The sequence below is a fragment of the Rhodococcus rhodochrous genome (assembly GCF_014854695.1).
Lineage (GTDB): Bacteria > Actinomycetota > Actinomycetes > Mycobacteriales > Mycobacteriaceae > Rhodococcus.
Genome location: NZ_CP027557.1, coordinates 3,522,455 through 3,545,742, shown reverse-complemented (window position 1 = coordinate 3,545,742; position 23,288 = coordinate 3,522,455). Strand labels below are relative to the sequence as shown.

The window sequence follows — 23,288 nt, the reverse complement described above, 5'->3', positions numbered from 1 at the left end:
GGTCCCCTCGACTAGGCTTGCAGGCTGTGAGTGAACCGACGGACGCACCCATCACCGCTCCTCCGGAGGCGCGTGAGCGCTGGCAGGATCTCGCCGAACAGGTGCGCGAGCATCAGTTCCGCTATTACGTGCGCGACGCCCCCATCATCTCCGACGGTCAGTTCGACGCGCTCCTCGGCGAACTGCAGGCACTCGAGGAGCAGTACACCGAACTCCGCACGCCGGATTCGCCCACCCAGCTGGTCGGCGGCGGCTTCGCCACCGAGTTCGGTGCCGTCGAGCATCTCGAACGCATGCTCAGCCTCGACAACGTCTTCGACGAGGACGAACTGCGCGCGTGGCTCTCGCGCGCCGAGGCCGAGACCGGCACCCACCCCGACTATCTGTGCGAGGTGAAGATCGACGGCGTGGCGCTCAGCCTCGTCTACGAGAACGGCAAACTCGTCCGCGCGGCCACCCGCGGCGACGGGCGTACCGGGGAGGACGTCACCCTCAACGCCCGCACGATCGACGACGTTCCCGAAAAGCTCACCGGCACCGGCGAATACCCGATTCCGACATTGCTCGAAGTGCGTGGCGAGGTGTTCTTCCGGCTCGAGGACTTCCAGACTCTCAACGCCGGGCTGGTGGCCGAGGGCAAGCCGCCCTTCGCGAATCCCCGCAATTCCGCCGCCGGTTCCCTCCGGCAGAAGAACCCGGCCGTCACCGCGCGCCGGCGTCTGCGCATGTACTGCCACGGCTACGGCCGCATGGAGGGCTTCCAACCCCGCTCGCAATCCGACGCCTACGCGGCCTTCGCGGCCTGGGGCCTGCCCGTCTCCCCGCACACCGTTCGCGTGCAGGGCGCCGAGGCGGTCGTCGAGCGGATGCGCTACTGGGGCGAACACCGCCACGACATCGAACACGAGATCGACGGCCTGGTGGTCAAGATCGACGACATGGGGCTGCACCGCCGCCTCGGTGCCACGTCCCGCGCCCCGCGGTGGGCGATCGCCTACAAGTACCCGCCGGAGGAGGTCACCACCAAGCTCCTCGACATCCGCGTCAGCGTCGGGCGCACCGGACGCGTGACCCCCTTCGCCTACATGGAGCCGGTCACCGTCGCCGGGTCCACCGTCTCGCTGGCGACGCTGCACAACGCGTCCGAGGTGGCGCGCAAGGGCGTGCTCATCGGCGACACCGTGGTCATCCGCAAGGCCGGCGACGTGATCCCGGAAGTGCTCGGCCCGGTCGTCGACCTGCGCGACGGTTCCGAGTACGCCTTCGAGATGCCCACGCAGTGCCCCGAATGCGGTACCACCCTCGCCCCGGCGAAGGAGGGCGACGTCGACCTGCGCTGCCCCAACTCGCGGTCGTGCCCGGCGCAGTTGCGCGAGCGGGTCTTCCACGTCGCGGGCAGGGGAGCGTTCGACATCGAAGCGCTCGGCTACGAGGCGGCCACGGCACTGCTCGAGGGGAAGATCATCGTCGACGAGGGCGACCTGTTCTCCCTCACGACGGAAGATCTCGAACGTATCCCGTTCTTCCGCACCACCAAGGGCGTGCTGTCGAAGAACGGCGAACGCCTGCTGCAGAACCTCGACAAGGCGAAGGAACAGCCGCTCTGGCGCGTGCTCGTCGCCCTGTCGATCCGGCACGTCGGACCTACCGCTGCGCGTGCGCTGGCCACCGAGTTCGGCAGTCTCGACCGGATCCGGGCCGCGTCCGTCGACGAGCTCGCGGCCGTCGAGGGCGTCGGACCGACGATCGCCGCGGCGGTGACCGACTGGTTCACCGTCGACTGGCACGTCGCCATCGTCGACAAGTGGGCGGCAGCCGGCGTGCGGATGGCCGACGAACGGGACGAATCCATTCCACGAACCCTCGAAGGACTGTCGATCGTGGTCACGGGCACGCTCGCGGGATTCTCCCGCGACCAGGCCAAGGAGGCAGTCCTCGCGCGCGGAGGCAAGGCCGCCGGATCGGTGTCGAAGAAGACGGCTTTCGTCGTCATCGGCGACAACCCGGGTTCGAAGGCCGACAAGGCCGCCGATCTCGGAGTACCCGTGCTCGACGAGGACGGTTTCCGTATCCTGCTCGACGAGGGACCGGACGCTGCTCGCGCCTATCTCGAAGGGCGCGAAGGGGAGAACTGAGACGCTTTCCGCCGGCAGGTGCCCTGTCGGCGGATTCTCAGGTGGCCGTTGCGGATTCGGGTTCCTCGGCGCTGCGCCTGCCGAGGAACACCGCCGCGGCGAGCAGGAAGCAGATCGCCCCGACGAATGTGCCGACGTTGGCCAGGCTCGGGTCGAGAGTGTTTCCGTCGTCGAGGACGAACGAACCGACGGCGGAGACCCCGAAGGCGATCGATCCGAGCATGTTCAGCCACCCGCTGATCCAGTCCTTCGAGCGCGGCGCCCAATGCGAGCCGGACCGCCAGAGGATCGCGCACGCAATAGCGCTCGACACCAGGAAGCACAGGGACCCTTCGAGATTGGGGTTCCATACCAGGTGCATCTCACCCTTGACGGTGTGGGCGTGCAGGGCTGCTCCCGTGCTGACGTTGAACAACAGTGTCCCGATGAACTGGATCAGCGACGCGAGCCAGTCGGCGCGGATCGCCGGGTTGCCCTTGTCGGAAACGGTCGCCGGCCCACTGAGCATCAACTGGACGAATGCTGCACCCGTGAAGAACCAGGAACCCACGAAGAACGAAGTATTTGCACCGGCGGTGCCGAGAAGCGTTGCAATTCCGGGTGCCGAACCCAATGCGAACAGGGCGGCCCCGATGGCGAATCCCCAGGACTGCATGCGCAATGTCGGGTGAATCAGCATTGGCGCAGTATAAGTCGGAGATCGGAAATTTGTGCGTTTTCGGAAAAAGCTATCCGATCGGATAGGTGCTGTTCAGAATGTTTTTTCGAAAAAGGGTGAACGGGTGGGGTGAATTGGTTCGGGATCCTTTCGGTTGGTCGGAAGTCGTGTTCGATGCGCGTTAGCGTCCCAGCCATGACGGAAACCGGCAAGTCCCCTCATCGAATTCTTTTTCGTAATGTGCGAGTTTTCGACGGAATTTCCGGAGAGCTCGTCACCGGCGACGTACTGATCGACGGAGACCGCATCGTCGCCGTATCCGAATCGCCGATCGGCGACGAACCCGGCCGCGAAACCGACGTGATCGACGGCGGCGGACGGGTCCTCATGCCCGGCATGTCCGACGCGCACGTCCACCTCGTCGGCAACGCGAACTCCTACATCGACATGGTGATGGGCAGCGAAGCGCACATCGCGCTCAACGGCCTCGCCGAGGCCCGCAACATGCTGCTGCGCGGCTTCACCGCCGTCCGCGACATGGCCGGCGACACCGGCAGCATCAAATCGGTGATCGACCGGGGACTGTTCGACGGACCCCGCATCTACCCGTCCCAGGCCGCGATCTCGCAGACCTCCGGGCACGGCGACTTCGGCTTCGTCTACGAATGCCCCACCGCCCTCGGCGGAAATCAGGCCCGGGCCGAACAGATCGGCTTCATGCGGGTCGCGGACGGTGAGGACCGGGTCCTCGCAGCCGTGCGCGAGCAACTCAAGAAGGGTGCATCGCAGATCAAACTGATGGTCGGCGGCGGAGCGGCGTCCATGTACGACCCGCTGTACACCGTCCAGTTCATCGACAGGGAACTGCGGGCCGCCGTCCAGGCCGCATCCGACTACGGCACCTACGTGGCCACCCACGTCTACAACGTCACCGGCATCCGCCGCGCGGTCGCGGCCGGGGTGAAGTCGATCGAGCACGGCCATCTCGCCGACGAGGAGACCGTCGCACTGCTCGCGGAGAAGGAGGTGTGGTTGTCGATGCAGCCCTTCGCGCTCGGCGACCACCACTATCCCGATCCGGATCGTGCGGAGAAGGACAAGCAGATCTGCACCGGCACCGACCAGGTCTACGAGTGGGCACAGAAGCACGGTGTGAAGACGGCCTGGGGAACCGATCTGCTGCTCGAACCGCAGATCGCGCCGCGCCAGAGCGAGATGGCCGCGCGGCTCGGCGACCACTACAGCAACCTCGACGCGCTGAGGATGCTCACCTCCGGCAACGCCGAACTGTTCCGGCTCGCAGGCGAACGCGATCCCTACCGTCAGGCCCGATGGGGTGTGATCGACAAGGGCGCCTGGGCGGACGTGCTCCTCGTCGACGGCAACCCGCTCGAGGATCTGAGTCTGATCGCCGATCCGGCAAAGAACCTGTCGGTCATCGTGAAGAACGGTCACGTCGTCAAGAACAGCCTGTGACCGTGGCGGCGCATCGGACACGGCACCACGCCCCACTCGCTCGGCGCAAGGACGGTCGGTGACTCATTACGGACAGCACAGCGACGCAGAGGCATGGGACGAGTTGTCGGACGAGCAACTCGAGGATCCTTTCGTCGCGGACGGAAACTACGGCGGAACACCGGTGGGCGCAGCCGAACCGGATGATCTCGAGACTCCGCCGTACGGCACTCCGGTCGTGCAGCGGGCAACCGCACGGCAGACGCCGGGCACACTCGTGTCGGCGCGCGGGATCGAACTCCACGGACCGTGGGGTCATGTCTTCGGCCCCCTCGACCTGGACCTCGACGCCGGGGGAGTGACGGTTCTGGCCGCGCAGGCCGGTGCTGCGCGGACCGCTCTGCTCATGGCTCTGTGCGGACGGATGCGACTGACCCGAGGATCGCTGACGGTTCTCGGCGAGGACAGACCGCAGAAGATCATCGCGCGGTCGGCGATCGCCTGCATGAACGAACTCGACGAGGTACGCCCATCGGTCACCGTGCGCGATCTCGTCACCGAGCAGAAGCGGTGGGATTCCCCCTGGTACCGGTTCGTTCCGCGGGTCCGTGAGGACGGTGTCGCCGAGATGTGCGAGGAGATCTTCGGCGACGTACCGCTGCCACCGCTCGAGGCGTTCGTCGACGATCTTCCCGAACTCCAACAGTTGCTCCTGCGGATCTCGGTGGCGAACACCCGGCGTCCCCCATTGCTGGTGGTCGGCCGGATCGATCGGATCGCCGACGACGTCGAGCGTGCCACCCTGCTCGACCGGCTCGTCGCACTCGGCGAGAACCAGTCGGTGATCATCGGCGACGTGAACCCCGTCGAACCCGGTGTCCGGGTGCGAGCCGTGGTGGACATGCACGATCTGCTCGGACCCGGTGACATCGGCGTCCTGACGAAGAGGAAGTGACGAGTGCTCGCAGGCGTCTCTCTCGGTAGCGACTCGAAGCGATATTTCCGCGGCACGATGCCGCGCATCGCGATCGCGACGATCATTCTCATGCCATTGCTGTACGGCGCCATGTACCTGTGGGCCTTCTGGAACCCGTTCGGTGCGGTGAACAAGATTCCCGCGGCGATCGTCAACAACGACACCGGTCGTTCGTCGACGGGGGAACAGGTCGACGCCGGCGATCAGGTCGTGAAGTCCCTCATCGCATCCGGCCAGCTCGATCTGGCGGAGGTGTCGGAAGAGGACGCCGTCGCGGGTCTGGCCGACGGAAAGTACTACTACACCATCACGATTCCGGAGAATTTCACCGAAGCGGTCGAATCCCCCAACGGCGACAACCCGGAGAAGGCGAATCTGGTCTTCACTTTCAACGATGCGAACAACTATCTCGCGACGATCATCGGGCAGGACGCGTCCGAACAGGTGATCGGACAGGTGAACTCCACGATCGGTGCCCAAGGTGTCGGGACCGTGCTCACCGGTCTCGAGAGCGCAGGCTCGGGTCTGAAGCAGGCCGCCGACGGTGCCGGGCAGCTCGCCGACGGCATCGACACGGCCAAGAGCGGCGCGGACCAGCTCGCCTCGGGATCGCAGGAGCTCGCGACGAACATGGTCACGGCGCGAGACGGGTCGGCGCAGCTCGCCGCCGGCGCGAACGAACTCGCGACCGCGATCGACGGCGTGGCGGGTCCGCTGCTCAGCGCGCTCGACAGCGGTGCCCTCTCGGGTGTCGCCGGACAGGCGGCGGAGCTGCGGGCCTCGCTCGACGCCCTCGAATCGCGGGTACCGCAGACCACGCAGTCGACGGTGAACCAGGCCGTACAGCAGGTCGTCGACATCCTGAACCGGAGCTCCGATCCGGTCGTGCAGCAGGCGATCACCGCGTTGACACCGCTGACGGCGCAACAGGCGGCCTCCGATGCCGACGCCCTACGCGCTGAGATCATGCGTCTGCAGGCAGACGCCGAACAACTCGAGTATCAACTCGGCAACCCGAACAGTCCGCTGCAGGGAGCCCTGGCGACGTTGTCGAACGGGGGACTGGCGGCGGAGGTGAACCGACTCCGCAGCGGTGTCGACGAACTGAGCTCCGGTGCCGCCACGCTGAACTCCGGTCTCGTCCAACTCACCGACGGCAGTGTCCAGTTGGCCGACGGAGCAGGAGAGCTGTCCTCGGGGATGGTCGAGTTGCAGTCGGGTTCGCAAGAACTCGCGCAGGCCTTGAGCCAGGGTGCCACCCAGGTGCCGAGCTGGACGGACGAACAACGCACCGCCACCGCCGAGACGTTGTCGACTCCGGTTGCTCTGCAACAGAACTACACGAACGAGGCACCCACCTTCGGTACCGGTTTCGCCCCGTTCTTCCTGTCGCTCGCCCTGTTCGTCGGCGGCATCATCACCTGGATGCTGCTCACCCCGTTGCAGTCGCGGCCCACCGTCGCGGGACTCGGTGCCTACCGCACGGTCCTCGCGTCGTACTGGCCGGCTCTGCTGGTGGGCATCCTGCAGGTGGTCGTGATGTACACGGTCGTCCATTTCGGCGTCGGACTGGACGTGAAGCACGTGGTGGGGACGATCCTGTTCCTGATGTTGATCTCCGCGACGTATCTGGCCATGATCCAGGCATTCAACGCGATCTTCGGCGTCGCCGTCGGTCGGGTGGTGACCTTGGCCTTCCTGATGCTGCAACTGGTCTCGGCCGGCGGTATCTACCCCGTGCCGACCACCGCGAAGCCGTTCCAGTACATCCACCCGTTCGACCCGATGACCTACACCGTCAACGGTCTGCGGCAGCTCACCGTCGCCGAGAACATCGATTCGCGATTGTGGACCGCAATCGCTGTCCTGGCCGGAATCCTGCTCGTATCGTTGACCCTGAGTGCCCTGTCGGTCCGGCGCAACCGCCGCTACACGATGGAGAGGCTGTACCCGCCGATCGAGGTGTGAGGACCGCCCGAATACCCCGACGTCCACCGGATCGGACGAGTGTTCGATGCGCGAAAAATGGAGGTAGCCATGTCAGATCCCACCGCTCCGAGCGAGACACTCGCACCCGCCTACACGGGCCGGCTCGGTACCGACCCGATTCCCGCTCTGAGACTCCCGAAGTCGGAAACCGAACCCGAAGCGGCGTACCGGTTCATCCACGACGAGCTGATGCTCGACGGCAGCTCACGGCTCAACCTGGCCACCTTCGTCACCACGTGGATGGATCCGCAGGCCGATCGCCTGATGGCGGAGACGTTCGACAAGAACATGATCGACAAGGACGAGTACCCGGCGACGGCGGAGATCGAGACCCGGTGCGTCAACATGGTGGCGGCACTGTTCCACGCCGAGGATCTGTCTCCCTCCGATCCCGCCTCGGCGACGGGTGTCTCGACGGTCGGATCGTCCGAGGCCGTGATGCTGGCCGGTCTCGCTCTCAAGTGGCGCTGGCGTCAGGCACGGCAGGCGGCCGGCAAGGATGCGACCAAACCGAACCTCGTGCTCGGCAGCAATGTTCAGGTGGTATGGGAGAAGTTCTGCCGCTACTTCGATGTCGAACCGAAGTACCTGCCGATGGAGCCCGGCCGCTACGTCATCACCCCGGAACAGGTCCGCGACGCGGTCGATGAGAACACCATCGGGGTGGTCGCGATCCTCGGCACGACCTTCACCGGTGAACTCGAACCCGTCGCGGAGATCGCGGCGGTGCTCGACGAACTCGCCGGTTCCGGTGGTCCCGATGTGCCCCTGCACGTCGACGCCGCCAGCGGTGGATTCGTCGTCCCGTTCCTCCATCCGGAACTCGAATGGGACTTCCGAGTACCGCGCGTGGTATCCATCAACGTCAGTGGCCACAAGTACGGCATGACCTATCCGGGCATCGGCTTCGTGGTGTGGCGGTCGAAGGAACACCTGCCCGAGGATCTGGTCTTCCGGGTCAACTACCTCGGCGGCGACATGCCGACCTTCACCCTGAACTTCTCGCGCTCGGGTAATCAGGTGGTCGGGCAGTACTACAACTTCATCCGTCTCGGCGTCGCCGGGTACACCCAGATCATGGAGTCCCTCCGCGACACCGCACTGATGTTGTCGCAGATGATCTCCGAGATCGACGACATGGAGATCATCACCGACGGTTCGGCGATCCCGGTGCTGTCCTTCCGGGTGGTGGGAGATCCGGGATACACGGTCTTCGACATCTCCCACGAACTGCGGGCCCGCGGATTCCAGGTTCCCGCCTACACGATGCCGGCCGACGCCGAGGACATTGCGGTGTTGCGCATCGTGCTCCGTGAGGGATTCAGTCGCGATCTCGCGTACAAGCTCGGCAAGGACATCGCCGAGGTCGTCGAATATCTCCGTAAGGGGGTCGGCCGCGGCCACACCGACCAGGCATTCGCACACTGAACGATGTCACGGCGGGGGAGAAGCTCACCGAGTTTCTCCCCCGCCGGCGTGAAAACCGTTCGTGGACCGCGTGAACGGAGGTGCGGAATTACTCCGGTGTGATTCTCGACGCGTGAACGGAATTCCGGTGAAACCCGTCATTTCACCCGCAGGCTGCTAATATCTGCACATATCTGTGAGTCCGTTTCGGGGACGATGCTGCCCGGATGCGAAAGGGATAGTGGACGTGCCGAGAACGATGCCCTTGTCTCGTCGCCGATTGTTCTCCGTTCTGTCTGCACATTCCGAACTCGCCGTGCTCGTCGGTGGTCCCTTCTCGGGCAAGACGACACTCGTCAACACGTGGCTGGCGACCGACCCGTGTCCCGAGATGGTGCCCGTCGTGGTTCCCGAACCCGCGCACGATGTCACACCCGAGACGTACTGGGCGACGGTGGCGTCGTCGCTGTGCAACTCCCTCGGAATCGACGAACCCGTTGCAGCGGAACGCTCCTTCGACACGGTGTGTTCGGTACTGGTCCGGCACGCCCGACCGGTGATGTTCGTGCTCGACGGCGTCCGGTCGGTCGAGTCGATCGAGGACCGGGTCGGGCAGTTGCTGCAACTCGGTCCGCAGGTGCGGGTCGTGGCCACCAGCAGAGCTGCGGGATCGTGGACCGAACATGTCGACGGACACCCGCGCAGGACGATCGTCGGCGCCGACGACCTGGCGTTCACCGTGGACGAGACCGCTGCACTGTGTCGCCTCTTCGGACTCACACGCGACGAACGCACCATCGAGTGGATCATCCGCCGGACCGAAGGATCAGCCGCGTTCGTCGCGGCGGTGTGCGCGACGTTGCGCGCCGAGAAGCCGCACCGGGCCTACGGCGCCGACGCCCTCGACGTCCTCGTCGACTCGGCAGTAGATCTCGTCGTCATGCATGTGGTGGCGGCGGAGTCCTCACCGGCACTGTCCTCCCGCTCGGTCCTCGTCTCCGCCGCACCGAACACGGTGACCCGGACGTCGATCTCGGCCCTACCGCACATCTCCGACAGCGACGCCTTCCTTGCCGCACTGGTCGAATCGGGACTGATCGAGGCCTGCTCGGCGGACGACGGCTCGACGGACGACGAGACCGGTTGGTGCTATCCCGAGGTCGTCCGAAGGTCACTCCTGCGGGTGGGCAACGCGGAATACCCGGACGAGTTGTGGGATGCGCAGTCGGCTCTCATCGACCACTGGCTGCAGCGCGCGCGTCCGGACATCGCCCTCGAACATGCCGTGGAGCGGCGCGACTGGCAGTGCGCGATCGGCATCGTCGAGAAGAACTGGGTGGCACTCTACGGGAGCGGATCACTCCGCTCCCTGGGGGTCGTGCTGCTCGAGTTGCTCCCCGACGACATGACGGCCGACGATCGCACCGTCGCATCGCTGCGAACGATCACCCGTGCCCGGAACGGCTCGGAAGAGCCGAGGGAGTGGACATTCCCGCAGTCCTTCGAAGCGGTCCTCCGCCTCGGAAGTCTCCGGATGCAGGGTTCCTACGACGAGGCGATGGAGGTGTGCGACGGCCTGGCCACCGAACCCGTGCCGGATTTCGAGACGCTCGACACCGCGACCCGGCACGCCCACGGACTGAGGTACCTCAACTTCGGCACCGTCTACCTCCTCGGCGGACGCACCACCGATGCCGGAACGATGCTGCGCCACGCCCACACGGCGGGGCGAGGGGTGTTCGTCGAGCGGGAGGCCGCAGGCAAACTCGCGCTCCTCGAAGCGCTCCGGGGCCGGACGCACGAGGCCACCCGGTGGATCGAGGAGGAACGCCGGCATCCGCCGATCCTGGGAGAGGCCGAGGTCCTCGTCCGTACGGCGGGTCTGGCCGCCGCCGCGCTCGTGGCACTCGACCGGCTCGACACCGGCACGGCCTTCCGCGCGCTCTCCGAGCTCGGCACGCCCCGCCACACTGAAGAGCTGTGGGCGGCCGTCCTGTACGCGCGCGGTCGACTGGCGTTGCTGAGTGGTGTGCCCGCCGACGGCCTGCTGTACATAGATTCGGAGTTGCAGCACTTCTCCCATCGCCTCATCGGTATCTCCGCGCTGTTGGTCGATGCCGCGCGTGCCGATCTGCACCTCGCGCTCGGGGAGGCCGGCGCGGCGCGCGAGTTGCTCGCCGGGTCGACGCATCCCCTCACGGCTCCGGCCCGTGCGCGATTGCGGTTGCTCGGCGGTGATCCCGGAGGTGCCGAGGTGATCGTGCATCGCGGGGATGCGGCCCGTGAGCACTGTCCGGCCGTCGGTGCGGAACTCGCCCTGATCGGCTCGGTGGCGGCGCTGCGACTCGGTCGCCGCACCGACGCGCGACGGCATCTCCAGCGGGCCGTGGTGCTGGCGGAACATGCAGGAGTGACGCGGCCGTTCGTCGGTGTCCCACCGTCGGCCGTGCGCGACATCCTGTCCCTGGGTGTCGAACTGCCGATCGATCTCGACTCGGCGATGGCCGAGTACGGCATCTTCCGCGAGATCCGTGTCGTCGTACGGCTGACTCCGCGCGAGCGCGCGGTCCTCGACGCATTGCTCGCCGGCGGGACGGCGAGCACGATCGCCAAGGAACAGTTCGTCACCCTCAACACCGTCAAGACTCAGTTGCGTTCCCTCTACCGGAAACTGGGCGTGCATTCGCGTGAGGAAGCGATCGCGCAGGCACGCAGGCTCGTCGTCGGCTGAATCCTGTCCCAGGCCCTCGGGGGACTATCGGAGGACGGTGCCGACGATGCCCGCGAAGTAACCGATGCGTGCGATCTCGGACGGACGGAACTCCGGTCCGCCGGGACGGCCGAGGACGAGGACGCGTTCGGGCGAGCCGAGGGGAGCCGCCGCGAGCATCGTGTCCATGTCGCGCCAGAGCTGCGGCACCCACTCACCGTCGTGGTCGAGCAGGGTGGCCTCGGCGAGAGGCATCCAGGGGACGCCGTCGAGGTGGGTCTCCGGCGAACCCGGGCTCCCCGCGATGCGGAAGACGCCGTTCGGGCCGACTCCGAGCACGGTCGCCCAGCCCACACGAAGCACCCGGGGAGCGCCGTCGACGAGGATCTGGATGCGGTCGTCGCGGGCGGCGGCGACGTGATCGATCAGTTCGAGTTCGCGATGGGTGTCGAGGATTCCGGCGTAGGGACGGATCGAGTCGACCGTCACACCGGGCAGGGCCTCGGCCGCGGTGAGCAGCGTGTCGGGGAGCTTGCCCGGCTCGACGTCGACGACGAGATCGTCGATCGCGAAGTCCGTGCCGCGTTCGACGACGTCGAGCGACAGGATGTCGGCGCCGACCGAACCGAGTGCCAGGGCGAGCGAGCCGAGGCTGCCGGGACGATCGGGGAGCCTGACACGCAAGAGGTACGACACGTGAGTCCTTTCCCCAGTCGGTTTCGTGCCGTCGACGAACGTCGCATCGACGGCACGTGGTGCGCCGGCATCCGCCTGCCGGCCCAGGGGTCCGTGTCGACCTCTGGCAGACCACATCCTTGCACCTCGTCGACGGCGTCAGGGACGGTGCAGACCCGAAAATATGCCGACCCCACCGAAAATCCCCGGTCGCGACGGGGCATGTCACACGAACGCAACACAGCGTTGCGAAGCTGGCAACATCGGCGGGCCGGATGCGTCGCCGACCGCGCGACGAGTGATGTCGCCCGAACCGCGTGCGCCGTCGCTTCCAGGACGCATTACCCTGGACAGGACGTTCACTCTCCATCGGAAAGGGGCCATTCACGGTGCCTGCCATCTCCCGTGACGAGGTCGCGCATCTCGCCCGGTTGTCCCGGCTTGCGCTGACCGATGCCGAACTCGACGAGTTCGCCGGTCAGTTGGATTCGATCCTCAACCACGTCAAGGCGGTGTCGGAGGTGGCCGCGGACGATGTGGCTCCCATGGCGAACCCGAACGCCGTCACCAACGTGACGCGACCCGACGTCGTCGTCCCCGGTCTCACGCCCGAGCAGGCGCTCTCCGGTGCGCCGGCCGTCGAGGAGGACCGCTTCTCGGTCCCGCAGATCCTGGGAGAGGGCGAATGAGCACGGATACGACACGCCTCGACGCCGCGACCCTGGCGTCGAAGATCCATGCCGGCGAACTGTCGTCGGTGGAGGTCACCCAGGCCCACCTCGATCGCATCGCCGAGGTGGACGGCGAGTACAACGCCTTCCTGCACGTCGCCTCCGAGCAGGCGCTCGCCGCCGCGGCCGAGGTCGACCGTGCTGTCGCCGCAGGCGAGAAGCCGGCCTCGGCGCTCGCCGGTGTGCCGCTCGCGCTCAAGGACGTGTTCACCACCACGGACATGCCCACCACGTGCGGTTCGAAGATCCTCGAGGGCTGGGTCTCGCCCTACGACGCGACGCTCACCACGAAGCTGCGCGAAGCCGGGATCCCCATCCTCGGCAAGACCAACATGGACGAGTTCGCGATGGGTTCGTCCACCGAGAACTCGGCCTACGGTCCCACCCGCAACCCGTGGGACACCAGCCGTATCCCGGGTGGCTCCGGTGGTGGTTCCGCTGCGGCGCTCGCGTCGTACCAGGCCCCGCTCGCGATCGGCACCGACACCGGTGGCTCGATCCGCCAGCCCGCCGCCGTCACCGCCACCGTCGGCACCAAGCCCACCTACGGCACGGTCTCGCGGTACGGCCTGGTCGCCTGCGCGTCGTCGCTCGACCAGGGTGGACCCTGCGGCCGCACCGTCCTCGACACGGCACTGCTGCACGAGGTCATCGCCGGGCACGATCCGCGCGACTCGACGTCGGTGAACGCCCCCGTGCGTCCCGTCGTGGAGGCGGCGCGCCAGGGTGCGGCCGGCGACCTGAAGGGCCTGAAGGTCGGCGTGGTCAAGGAGCTGCACTCCGACAGCTACCAGCCCGGCGTGCTCTCGTCGTTCGATGCGGCGGTCGAGATGCTCACGAAGCTCGGCGCGGAGGTCGTCGAGGTGTCGTGCCCGCACTTCGAGTACGCGCTCGCCTCGTACTACCTGATCCTGCCGTCGGAGGTCTCCTCGAACCTGGCCCGCTTCGACGCCATGCGGTACGGCATGCGCGTCGACGACGGCACGATGAGCGCCGAGCAGGTCATGGCCGCGACCCGCGCCGCCGGTTTCGGCAAGGAGGTCAAGCGCCGCATCATGATCGGTACCTACGCGCTGTCCTCCGGCTACTACGAGGCCTACTACGGTCAGGCCCTCAAGGTCCGGACCCTCATCGCGCAGGACTTCGAGAAGGCCTACGAGCAGGTCGACGTTCTGGTCTCGCCCACGAGTCCGTTCACACCGTGGAAGCTCGGCGAGAAGGTCGACGACCCGCTGGCGATGTACCTGTCCGATCTGTGCACGCTCCCGACCAACCTCGCGGGACACTGCGCGATGTCGGTGCCGTCCGGTCTCTCGGCGGACGACGGTCTTCCCGTCGGCCTGCAGATCATGGCCCCGGCTCTCGCCGACGAGCGTCTGTACCGGGTGGGTGCGGCCTTCGAGGCGGCACGAGGACCCATCGTCGCCTGATCCTCTCCACACCACGACCCGCCGTGCCGTTCGTCGGCCGGCGGGTCGCGGTGTATCCGGGCGCCGATCCATCCGGATGCGATCTATCCGTGGGCGGAGGTGCACCGCGCCTGATCGTCGCCGTAGCGGTGCCCGTGACCGGGTGGGGCCTCGAGCGAGGTGAGCAGGTCCACCGTCGTGTTCACGAACGACACCACCGGCAGCCACCGCGGGATCGGGGCATCGGCGCGCGCATGCGACAGATCCGGCGGCGACCACAGCAGCGACGGCCGCCACCACACCACAGGGTCGGAGGCGTTCGCCCGGACACTCGCGCCGGCGGTGCGGACACCCGCGGGCGGCCCCGCGAGGAACAGTGCACACGGCTCCGGTTCGTCGTCGAAGACGGCGCTCGCGCCGGTCGCGCCCAGGGACTGCCCGTAGACGTGCAGGGCGGGACGTTGCTCGTCGGGCAGCGTGGACAGGTGTGCTCGCAGTGCGGTGACGAGCGCCCGGGCCTCCTCCTCCGCGGCACCGCGGTCGAGGACGAAGGTCGCCCAGCTCGGCATGTCCGAGTACTGCTGGGCGACGATGGCGACGTCGTCGCCCCACCGGTGCTCGAAGCCACGGACCGCAGCGGCATCGACCCAACCCGAGCCGGTCGGCACGGCCACCACGAGATGCGGTCGGTCGAAGGCTCTCGACCGTCGGAGTTCGTCCACTGCGAACTCCGCGCGCGCAGACGGATCCGGCGCGGCCGACAACGGCACGTAGATCCGGATCGGGGACCCCTCGGCGGGCAGGGACACGAACTTCTGCCCCTCGCGGCCCAACCGGTTCCACGACAGTGCCGATCCCGCACCGCCCGACAGCCCCGCCGAGAGCGCGGTGGGGGAGGCGACCGTGTCGATCGTCCCTCCGGGGGAGAACGCCATCGTGGCTGTGCCGATCCCAACCGTGACGCCGATCCCGACCGTGGCGCCGATCGCCAGCGTCACGGTGACGGCCGCCACCGCCACCCGGCGCCGCGACAGAAGATGCACGAGACGCGGAACGGCGAGCACCGCGGCGACGACCACGATCGCGACCGCCAGTGCTTCGAGCCACCAGCGCACATCCACAGCGGGAACCGACATCACCTCGCGCAGACCGTTCTGCCACCGATGCGCACCGGATGCCGCGACCAGCACGACGGACCCGCCGACGAGCGCGACCGGCACACGCAGTTCCGGCCTCGCGGGTCGCGGAGGTCGCCCGGCCCGCCGTCGCGCGGCCATGACGATGCGAAGCACCGCCAGCGCGATCACCACTGACAAACCTGTGACGACGCCCTGTACGACCGACTGTCGCGGCAGCAGGGGAGGGGCGAGGGAGATCACCGTCGCGAGAACCACCGTGAGGACCGTCATCGCCGCACCTTTCGTGCCGTGAAGCCCAGGGCGACCGAGCCCGCAGCGACGGCCAGGGCCCACGGCGATTCCGCGACAGGCGTCCGGTGACCCTGTCGCCACGAATTGAATTCCACTGCTGCAGAAGAGATTCCTGCGACCGGCATGCACGACGCGATGTCGGGTTCGGAACGACAGACGGTGTCGAGATGTCGCGCGAACAGCCCGTCGAGTTCGCGCCGGGCATCGGTGACCAGCTCGCCACCGGTGATGTGGGCGTACCGCAGGAGGTCGTATCCGAAATCGTGGACCCGGCATGCCGATTCGAACGCCGCCGGCACCGGAACCGGCGTGGAGCAGTCACCCTCCGGATCGGCGAGGACGGTCGTTCCGTCCGCCCACTGTTCGACGATCGGCGTGTACCCCATCACGGCGGTGAAATCGGTCGGCAGGGACGACAGTGCTCGCTCCGCGTCGTCGGCGACGAGCGCCGTCACCGTCGCTGCGGTCGCGGCGTCTTCCGTCGGGGGCGCGGCGGAGTGGGCGAGCGCCCCCGGCACGGCGGCATATGCCGCGGTGGCGAGGAAGGCGACCGACGCAACTCGGACCACTGCGGATTTCACTGTCATGCCGGCGACGCTAGGAACGCACAGCCCTCCACCGGACCCCGCGCCGGAGCGATCTCGATCAGGCCGGCACCACCTGCAGAGCTACGCGGATCTCACCCCCAGGTATGAGGACAGTCGAGACCGAGGCTCCTAGCGTGGGTGAGGTGAAAGAGCTTGCGAAGTCCGGCGTGAGAACCGCGGGACGCCTGGGCCGGGGACGGTGGAGCGTCGTCACCGTGGTCACCGTGACGTTGATCCTCTATGCGATCGCGTGGCCGACGCTGCCCCTGACCCACGACATCTCCCCACCGCTGTTGCCGCTGATCTCGGGGATGGCGGTGTTCCCGTTCCTCCTCGTGCTCGTCCGGCCGGCTCTGGGGTGGGCGGTGGCCGCGGCGGCCGGACTCGTCATCCCGATAGCGTTCGACCTGGTTCCCGGCTACGACTATCCGTGGCAGGTCGTGCACATCCTGGTGATGCTTGCGCTGGTGTTCGCCGTTGCGATCCGCGAGGAGATCCGCCTCGTGCTGGTCGTGTGGGTCGCGACCGTACTGTTGTTCGCGGCGTTCGTTCCCGGCCGCAACGGCTGGGGATGGGGCATCGGTATCACCGCCGTCGTCGTCTTCGGGTTGCTGGTGCGCTGGCTGCTGATCTCCCGACGGCAACTAGCCCGGGAGGAGGAGGTCAGCGAGCTCGAACGTGCGCGTCGCGCCATCCTCGAGGAGAAGGCGCACATCGCACGCGACCTGCACGACATCGTCGCCCACCACATGTCGATGATCGTCGTGCAGGCACAGAGCGCCCCTTATCGGCTTCCGGACGTGAACGACGACGTGCGCGCCGAATTCGACGCCCTCGGTGCGACCGCGCGGGAAGCACTGAACGAGGTCCGCACCCTGCTCGGGGTCCTCCGCAGCGACGGGCAACTCCCCGAGCACGAACCCCAGCCGGGTCTCGACCGCATCGACGACCTGTTCGAGTCCTCGCGTCGCGCGGGGATGTTGCTCGAGACCCGAATCGACGGAGTGCCGGGGCGTGTCTCCGACGGTGTCGGCCTGACGGTCTACCGGATCCTGCAGGAGTCGCTCGCGAACGCGGCCCGGCACGCTCCCGGTGCCCGCGTGTGCGCGCGGCTGCTGTGGGAGCCGGCGACCGTCACGGTGGAAGTGACCAACGGACAGTCGTCGGTCGACGACCTCGTCGCCACCGTTCGTCCGTCGGACCGCAGCGGCGGCAACGGAATCCTGGGCATGGTCGAACGCGCGTCCGTCGTGGGCGGACAACTCGTCGCCCATCCCCGGCCCGGAGGAGGTTTCGAGGTCCGAGCGGTCCTCCCGGTGCTGACCGGGGCCTAAGGTGGGTGCCGATGACCGAACCGCACCCTCCCATCACCGTGTTCATCGCCGACGACCAGGCCATGGTTCGGCAGGGCTTCGGAGCACTGCTCGGAGCCCAGCCCGACATCAGCGTCGTCGGCGATGCCCCCGACGGTCGAGCGGCCGTCTCGGAGGTCGCGCGCCTGCGACCCGACGTCGTCCTCATGGACGTGCGCATGCCCGAGATGAACGGTCTCGACGCGGCGCGGCACATCCTCGCCGACACCCGTGAGCCGCGGTCGAAGGTGCTCATGCTCACCACCTTCGATCTCGACGACTATGTCTACGAGGCGCTGGGGATGGGAGCGAGCGGGTTCCTGCTCAAAGACGCGCCGGCCGACGAACTCGTGCGTGCCGTGCGGGTGGTCGCCGACGGTCAGGCGTTGCTCGCGCCGACCGTCACCCGTCGTCTCATCGCCGACGTCACCAGCCGGCGCCGACCGGCGAGAGGACGCGACCGCGTCCTCGATCCTCTCACCCCGCGCGAACTCGAAGTGCTCGAACTGATCGCGCACGGCCTGTCGAACACCGAGATCGCGGAGCGGTTGTTCGTCGCCGAACAGACCGTCAAGACCCACGTCGGAAAGGTGCTCGGGAAGCTGCATCTGCGCGACCGCGCGCAGGCCGTGGTGCTCGCCTACGAGTCCGGTCTCGTCACACCCGGCTGAATCGGGCTGCCGTCGCGACTGCGAACGGGCAGGATTGGCACTGCAGCACCGGTCCGGGCAGTACCGGTTCTGCGGTACTGGTCCATCCGACGGGAGGTAGTGCGTGACGAGGATCGGAATTCTCACCAGTGGCGGGGACTGTCCCGGTCTCAACGCGGTCATCCGCGGAGCGGTGCTCAAGGGGACCGAGGTGCACGGACAGGAGTTCGTCGGATTCCTCGACGGCTGGCGCGGTCTCGTCGAGGGCGATGTGATCCCGTTGGACCGCAGCCGTGTTCGCGGTCTCGCCCAGCAGGGAGGCACGATCCTCGGCACGAGCCGGTTCGGCCCGTACCAGGGACCTGACGGCGGGGCACAGAACATCCAGAAGACCCTCGACCGCCTCGGGATCGACGCCGTGATCGCCATCGGGGGAGAGGGCACCGCCGCAGCCTCGAAGCGGCTCTTCGGTGAAGGGATCCGCATCGTCGGTGTGCCGAAGACGATCGACAACGACCTCAGCCACACCGACTACACCTTCGGTTTCGACACGGCCGTCGAGATCGCGACGGTGGCGATCGACCGCCTCCGCACCACCGGCAACTCCCACAAACGCTGCATGGTGCTCGAGGTTATGGGCCGGCACGCCGGATGGATCGCACTGCACGCGGGCACCGCGGGCGGCGCACACGCCATCCTCATCCCGGAACACCCCGAGAGCCTCGAACAGATCTGCGAGTGGGTGATGAGTGTTCGCAACCGCGGGCGCTCGCCGATGGTCGTCGTCGCCGAGGGCTTCACACTCCCCGAGATGGAGGAGGCATACTCCACCAAGGGACTCGACGGATTCGACCGGCCGCGCCTCGGTGGGATCGCGGAGGTGCTCGCGCCGCTCATCGAGAAGCACACCGGCATCGAGGCCCGCGCGACGGTCCTCGGGCACATCCAACGAGGCGGTGTCCCCACGGCATTCGACCGGGTGCTCGCCACCCGACTCGGCATGGCGGTGACCGATCTCGTCGCCGAGGAGGACTGGGGGCACATGGTCGCACTGCACGGCACCGACATCGCCCGGGTCGATTTCGACGAGCTCGCCGAACCGAAGTACGTGCCCGACGAGCGCTATCAGGAGATGCGGATCCTGTTCGGGTGAGGCCGCGCGTCGGCACTCCCGGCGCCGTCTAAAATCGACACCATGACTGCCTCCGTGTCCGCTGACCTGCTCGCCTACGACGACGTGCTCGCGAAGTTCGAGCCCGTGATGGGCATGGAGGTGCACGTCGAGCTGCACACCGCCACCAAGATGTTCTGCGGCTGCCCGACCGCCTTCGGCGCCGAGCCCAACACGCAGGTGTGCCCGGTCTGCCTCGGTCTGCCGGGGGCACTGCCCGTCGTCAACCAGGCTGCCGTCGAGTCCGCGATCCGCATCGGCCTCGCGCTGAACTGCTCGATCACCCCGTGGGGTCGCTTCGCGCGGAAGAACTACTTCTACCCGGATCAGCCGAAGAACTACCAGATCTCGCAGTACGACGAGCCGATCGCCACCGACGGATACCTCGACGTCGTGCTCGACGACGGCACCACCTGGCGCGTCGACATCGAGCGCGCGCACATGGAGGAGGACACCGGCAAGTCGCTGCACGTCGGTGGCGCCACCGGTCGCATCCACGGTGCGAGTCACTCGCTGCTCGACTACAACCGCGCCGGTGTGCCGCTCGTCGAGATCGTCACCAAGCCGATCGTCGGTGCCGGCGAGCGCGCCCCCGAGGTCGCCCGCGCCTACGTCACTGCCCTGCGCGACCTGCTCAAGGCCCTCGATGTCTCCGACGTCCGCATGGACCAGGGTTCGATGCGGTGCGACGCGAACATCTCGCTGATGCCCATCGGCGCGAAGGAGTTCGGTACCCGTACCGAGACGAAGAACGTCAACTCCCTCAAGTCCGTCGAGGTCGCGGTGCGCTACGAGATGCGCCGCCAGGCGGCCGTGCTGGTCTCCGGTGGTGAGGTGATCCAGGAGACCCGGCACTTCCAGGAGGCCGACGGCACCACCTCGCCCGGTCGCCGCAAGGAGACCGCCGAGGACTACCGCTACTTCCCGGAGCCCGACCTCGAGCCGATCGCGCCCGACGCCGCCTGGGTCGAGGAGTTGCGCGCGACGCTGCCCGAGCTGCCGTGGCTGCGCCGCGCCCGCATCCAGGCCGACTGGGGTGTCTCCGACGAGGAGATGCGCGACCTCGTCAACGCCGGTGCGCTCGATCTCGTCATCGCGACCACCGAGGCCGGCGCCCCCGCCTCGGAGGCCCGCTCGTGGTGGGTCGCCTACCTGGCCCAGCAGGCCAACACCCGCGGTGTCGAACTCGCCGAACTGCCCATCACGCCCGAGCAGGTCGCCCGCGTCATCGCACTGGTGGCCGACGGCAAGCTGACGAACAAGCTGGCCCGTCAGGTCGTCGACGGTGTGCTCGCCGGTGAGGGCGAGCCCGACGAGGTGGTCGCCGCTCGCGGTCTCGAGGTCGTGCGCGACGATTCGGCGCTGCAGGCCGCGGTCGACGCCGCTCTGGCCGCCAACCCCGACATCGCCGACAAGATCCGGTCCGGCAAGGTTCAGGCGGCCGGCAAGATCGTCGGCGACGTCATGAAGGCCACTCGCGGACAGGCCGATCCGGCGCGCGTGAAGGAACTCGTCATCGCCGCGTGCAGTTGATCTTGCGCGGCTAGAGTAGCGGCGCATGGACGCTGCTGTAGCCACCTCGCTGTTCTGGATCGCCGTCGCGGCGGTGCTGGCACCGCTGATCGCCGGCGCCGTTCCGCGTCGGCTGGTCCCCGAGGTCGTGCTGCTGCTGGTGGCCGGTGTCCTCATCGGTCCCTACGCGCTCGACCTCGCGGAGACGGGCAGCGAGATCGGTATCCTGCGCGAACTCGGCCTGGGGATGCTCTTCCTGCTCGCCGGATACGAGATCGACCCCGCCGAGCTGCGCGGGCGGGGTGGGCGTCGCGCGATGTTCACCTGGTGCGTGTGCATGTTGTTGGCTCTCGGCACCGTCGCCGCACTGGGAGCGGCGGGTCAGGTGCACGCCGAGATCGCCGTGGCGATCGCGCTGACGTCCACGGCGCTGGGGACGCTCCTGCCGATCCTCGCCGACCGCGGACTCGTCGCAACCCCACTCGGACGCTCGGTGCTCAACCACGGGGCGTTCGGAGAGCTGCTGCCCGTCGTGGCCATGGCGACCCTGCTCGGTGCGCGCGGCGCACTCGGCTCGCTGATCGTCCTGCTGGCGTTCGCGGTCGTGGCCGTCGTCGTCGCCGTGCTGCCGACCTGGATCCTGCGGGAGGGCTCACGGTTCACCCAGTTCGTCCGGCTCGGTTCCGACACCACCGCCCAGATCCCGGTGCGCCTGACGATGCTGCTGCTCGTCGGACTCATCGCCGTCGCGGCCGTCTTCGATCTCGACATCATCCTCGGTGCCTTCGCGGCCGGTTTCATCCTGCGCCGCACGATCCCGGCGGGCGACGAACGGCTCGAGAAGAAGCTCGATGGTCTGGGCTACGGCTTCCTCATCCCGATCTTCTTCGTCACCTCGGGCATGGCGATCGACGTCGGTGCCGTCGTGAGTGCCCCGGGGATCCTGCTGGCATTCCTCGGACTGCTCGTCCTGGTGCGGGGTGTGCCGGTCTTCGTCGCATCGCGCCTCGAACGTGACGAGACCGGAAAGCGGATGTTCGGAACCGCGGAGCAGTTGCAGATCGCCCTGTACTCGACGACGGGTCTTCCCCTGATCGTCGCGGTCACGGGCGTGGCGGTGAGTGCCGACCAGATGTCGAACGCGAGCGCGTCGATCCTCGTGGCGGCGGGCGCCGTCACCGTCCTCGTGCTCCCGATGCTCGCGGGACTGCTCCACCGCACCGAACCGGTGGAGACGCCGGAGCGGGCGTGATCAGTCGAATCCACCGCCACCGGCCGGGAACTGGATGCGGACGACGCGGTCGTCGTTCGGTCCCGGTTCGGAACCGGACTTGTTGACCGTCGAGACCCACAGCAGGCCGTCGGGCGACGACGCGGCGCCGCGCAGCATGCCGTAACGGTCCTCCGCTGCGAGGACGGGCGACGCCGTGACCGCTCCGGTGCCCGGATCGGTGGCGACGACCGCGACGGCCTTCGCGTCGGTGAGCGAGATCGCGATCCCGTCGGGGGCCGCTGCGCACCCGGCGACACCGGGCCGCTCGGGCCACGTCCAGGCCGGGCCGGTGCCGGTCGAGCCGTCGACCCCGACCCGCTGGAGCCGGTCCTCGAGGGGAGTGCGGTCGGTGACCCACAGATTGCCGTTGGGGTCGCGGCACACATCGCCCGCGGTGCCGATGCCCGACAACATCACCGACGGGGCGGGTGCCGCGCCGGGGGCTGGGAGCGGCAGGTTCAGGAGCTTGCCGGACAAGACGTTCGGATCGTTTGCGGCCGCTGCGTTTCCGGCGTCGCCTGTCAGGACGGCGAGTTCGGTGGGTGAGACGAACTCGATGGCGCCGGAGTTGCCCGTCGCGCCGCGGGGGATCCCTGTCAGCACGTCCTTGGGAGTGTCACCCGCGGCGATGCGGACCACGCGGTTGTCGGAGGCCGTGGTGATGTAGGCGTAGAGCAGTCGGTCCTCGGCGAAAGTGGGGGAGAGCGCCACGTCCAGCAGCCCACCGTCCCCGGAGCCGTCGACCGGGATGGTCGCGATCTCCACCGGCTCGGTCTCCGGGGCGACCTGCAGTATCCGGCCCGTCCGACGCTCGGTGACGAGCGCGGAGTTGCCGTCGGGCATCGTCACCAGGCCGCCGGTGACGTCGAGGCAGGTCGCGATCACGGACGGATCGGGGTCGACACAGGGCCCCGGTGGCTTGGGGGAGGCGCTCGGCGTCGTCGTCTCGGTGGGGTCCTGGGGTCCGACGCCCGGTCCCGGGTCGAAGGTGGGCTCGGGAGTGAACGGGGTCGACGCGGAGTCGTCGAAGCGGGCGCAGGACGGGACGGCGAGGACTCCGACGGCGAGCACCGCCGCTGCCGCACGTACGCCCCACGAACCCGTCCATCGCGTACCCCGTGTCATGCCGCAAACGTTACCGGCACGACGCGCGCACCCACGGATGCCG

The 23,288-nt window shown here is 67.9% G+C and carries 18 protein-coding genes; 13 read left to right on the top strand and 5 right to left on the bottom strand.

The features are described from left to right. Positions 1-26 precede the first annotated feature (26 nt). Positions 27-2,135, top strand: coding sequence for an NAD-dependent DNA ligase LigA (ligA, locus tag C6Y44_RS16500; protein WP_159417951.1), 2,109 nt, complete (start codon positions 27-29; stop codon positions 2,133-2,135). A 37-nt stretch (positions 2,136-2,172) separates the two neighbouring features. Here the strand turns inward: ligA and C6Y44_RS16495 are convergent, their stop codons facing one another. Then, complete coding sequence (locus C6Y44_RS16495; RefSeq protein ID WP_159417952.1) at positions 2,173-2,814, bottom strand: hypothetical protein; 642 nt, start codon at positions 2,812-2,814, stop codon at positions 2,173-2,175. 219 nt (positions 2,815-3,033) lie between these two features. Here C6Y44_RS16495 and C6Y44_RS16490 point away from each other — a divergent pair, with 219 nt between their 5' ends. The 5 genes from C6Y44_RS16490 (at position 3,034) to C6Y44_RS16470 (ending at position 11,351) form a co-directional block, all read left to right on the top strand. Next, positions 3,034-4,269, top strand: coding sequence for a metal-dependent hydrolase family protein (locus C6Y44_RS16490; protein WP_372473362.1), 1,236 nt, complete (start codon positions 3,034-3,036; stop codon positions 4,267-4,269). A 58-nt stretch (positions 4,270-4,327) separates the two neighbouring features. Then, positions 4,328-5,203 carry a hypothetical protein gene (locus C6Y44_RS16485; protein ID WP_120279761.1) on the top strand — a complete coding sequence of 292 codons (876 nt, stop codon included), beginning with the start codon at positions 4,328-4,330 and terminating at the stop codon, positions 5,201-5,203. A 3-nt stretch (positions 5,204-5,206) separates the two neighbouring features. Continuing rightward, positions 5,207-7,192 carry a YhgE/Pip domain-containing protein gene (locus C6Y44_RS16480; RefSeq protein WP_159417953.1) on the top strand — a complete coding sequence of 662 codons (1,986 nt, stop codon included), beginning with the start codon at positions 5,207-5,209 and terminating at the stop codon, positions 7,190-7,192. 69 nt (positions 7,193-7,261) lie between these two features. Beyond that, on the top strand, positions 7,262-8,641 hold the full coding sequence (locus C6Y44_RS16475; protein WP_225623580.1) for a glutamate decarboxylase: 1,380 nt from the start codon (positions 7,262-7,264) through the stop codon (positions 8,639-8,641). Between the two features lie 226 nt (positions 8,642-8,867). Continuing rightward, positions 8,868-11,351 carry a LuxR C-terminal-related transcriptional regulator gene (locus C6Y44_RS16470; protein ID WP_225623579.1) on the top strand — a complete coding sequence of 828 codons (2,484 nt, stop codon included), beginning with the start codon at positions 8,868-8,870 and terminating at the stop codon, positions 11,349-11,351. Positions 11,352-11,375: 24 nt separating this feature from the next. Here the strand turns inward: C6Y44_RS16470 and C6Y44_RS16465 are convergent, their stop codons facing one another. Beyond that, positions 11,376-12,026 (bottom strand): ACT domain-containing protein, encoded by a 651-nt coding sequence (locus C6Y44_RS16465; RefSeq protein WP_120279757.1) that lies wholly within the window; start codon positions 12,024-12,026, stop codon positions 11,376-11,378. 368 nt (positions 12,027-12,394) lie between these two features. Between C6Y44_RS16465 and gatC the strand changes: the two genes are divergently transcribed. Further along, the gene (gene gatC / locus C6Y44_RS16460; protein ID WP_006554549.1) at positions 12,395-12,694 is read left to right on the top strand and encodes an Asp-tRNA(Asn)/Glu-tRNA(Gln) amidotransferase subunit GatC; all 300 of its coding nucleotides are present in this window, start codon (positions 12,395-12,397) and stop codon (positions 12,692-12,694) included. Continuing rightward, positions 12,691-14,166, top strand: coding sequence for an Asp-tRNA(Asn)/Glu-tRNA(Gln) amidotransferase subunit GatA (gene gatA / locus C6Y44_RS16455; protein WP_120279756.1), 1,476 nt, complete (start codon positions 12,691-12,693; stop codon positions 14,164-14,166). Before gatC ends, gatA begins: the two co-directional genes overlap by 4 nt. Positions 14,167-14,249: 83 nt before the next feature. Here the strand turns inward: gatA and C6Y44_RS16450 are convergent, their stop codons facing one another. Together C6Y44_RS16450 and C6Y44_RS16445 are read right to left on the bottom strand one after the other, a co-directional pair. Continuing rightward, positions 14,250-15,554, bottom strand: coding sequence for an alpha/beta-hydrolase family protein (locus C6Y44_RS16450; protein WP_159417954.1), 1,305 nt, complete (start codon positions 15,552-15,554; stop codon positions 14,250-14,252). After that, positions 15,551-16,162 (bottom strand): hypothetical protein, encoded by a 612-nt coding sequence (locus C6Y44_RS16445; protein WP_120279754.1) that lies wholly within the window; start codon positions 16,160-16,162, stop codon positions 15,551-15,553. Before C6Y44_RS16445 ends, C6Y44_RS16450 begins: the two co-directional genes overlap by 4 nt. Before the next feature lie 167 nt (positions 16,163-16,329). Here C6Y44_RS16445 and C6Y44_RS16440 point away from each other — a divergent pair, with 167 nt between their 5' ends. The 5 genes from C6Y44_RS16440 (at position 16,330) to C6Y44_RS16420 (ending at position 22,099) form a co-directional block, all read left to right on the top strand. Then, on the top strand, positions 16,330-17,496 hold the full coding sequence (locus C6Y44_RS16440) for a sensor histidine kinase (protein WP_404817802.1): 1,167 nt from the start codon (positions 16,330-16,332) through the stop codon (positions 17,494-17,496). 11 nt (positions 17,497-17,507) lie between these two features. Next, on the top strand, positions 17,508-18,185 hold the full coding sequence (locus C6Y44_RS16435) for a response regulator (RefSeq protein WP_120279752.1): 678 nt from the start codon (positions 17,508-17,510) through the stop codon (positions 18,183-18,185). Between the two features lie 103 nt (positions 18,186-18,288). Next, positions 18,289-19,317 carry a 6-phosphofructokinase gene (locus C6Y44_RS16430; protein ID WP_120279751.1) on the top strand — a complete coding sequence of 343 codons (1,029 nt, stop codon included), beginning with the start codon at positions 18,289-18,291 and terminating at the stop codon, positions 19,315-19,317. 42 nt (positions 19,318-19,359) lie between these two features. Continuing rightward, positions 19,360-20,868 (top strand): Asp-tRNA(Asn)/Glu-tRNA(Gln) amidotransferase subunit GatB, encoded by a 1,509-nt coding sequence (gatB, locus tag C6Y44_RS16425; RefSeq protein WP_016691191.1) that lies wholly within the window; start codon positions 19,360-19,362, stop codon positions 20,866-20,868. Positions 20,869-20,893: 25 nt separating this feature from the next. Then, the gene (locus C6Y44_RS16420) at positions 20,894-22,099 is read left to right on the top strand and encodes a cation:proton antiporter (RefSeq protein WP_159417956.1); all 1,206 of its coding nucleotides are present in this window, start codon (positions 20,894-20,896) and stop codon (positions 22,097-22,099) included. Here C6Y44_RS16420 and C6Y44_RS16415 read toward each other — a convergent pair whose 3' ends face one another. Next, entirely contained in the window at positions 22,100-23,245 is a 1,146-nt protein-coding gene (locus C6Y44_RS16415; protein ID WP_039585117.1) for a PQQ-dependent sugar dehydrogenase, read from the bottom strand. It lies immediately after the preceding gene. Positions 23,246-23,288: the final 43 nt, after the last annotated feature.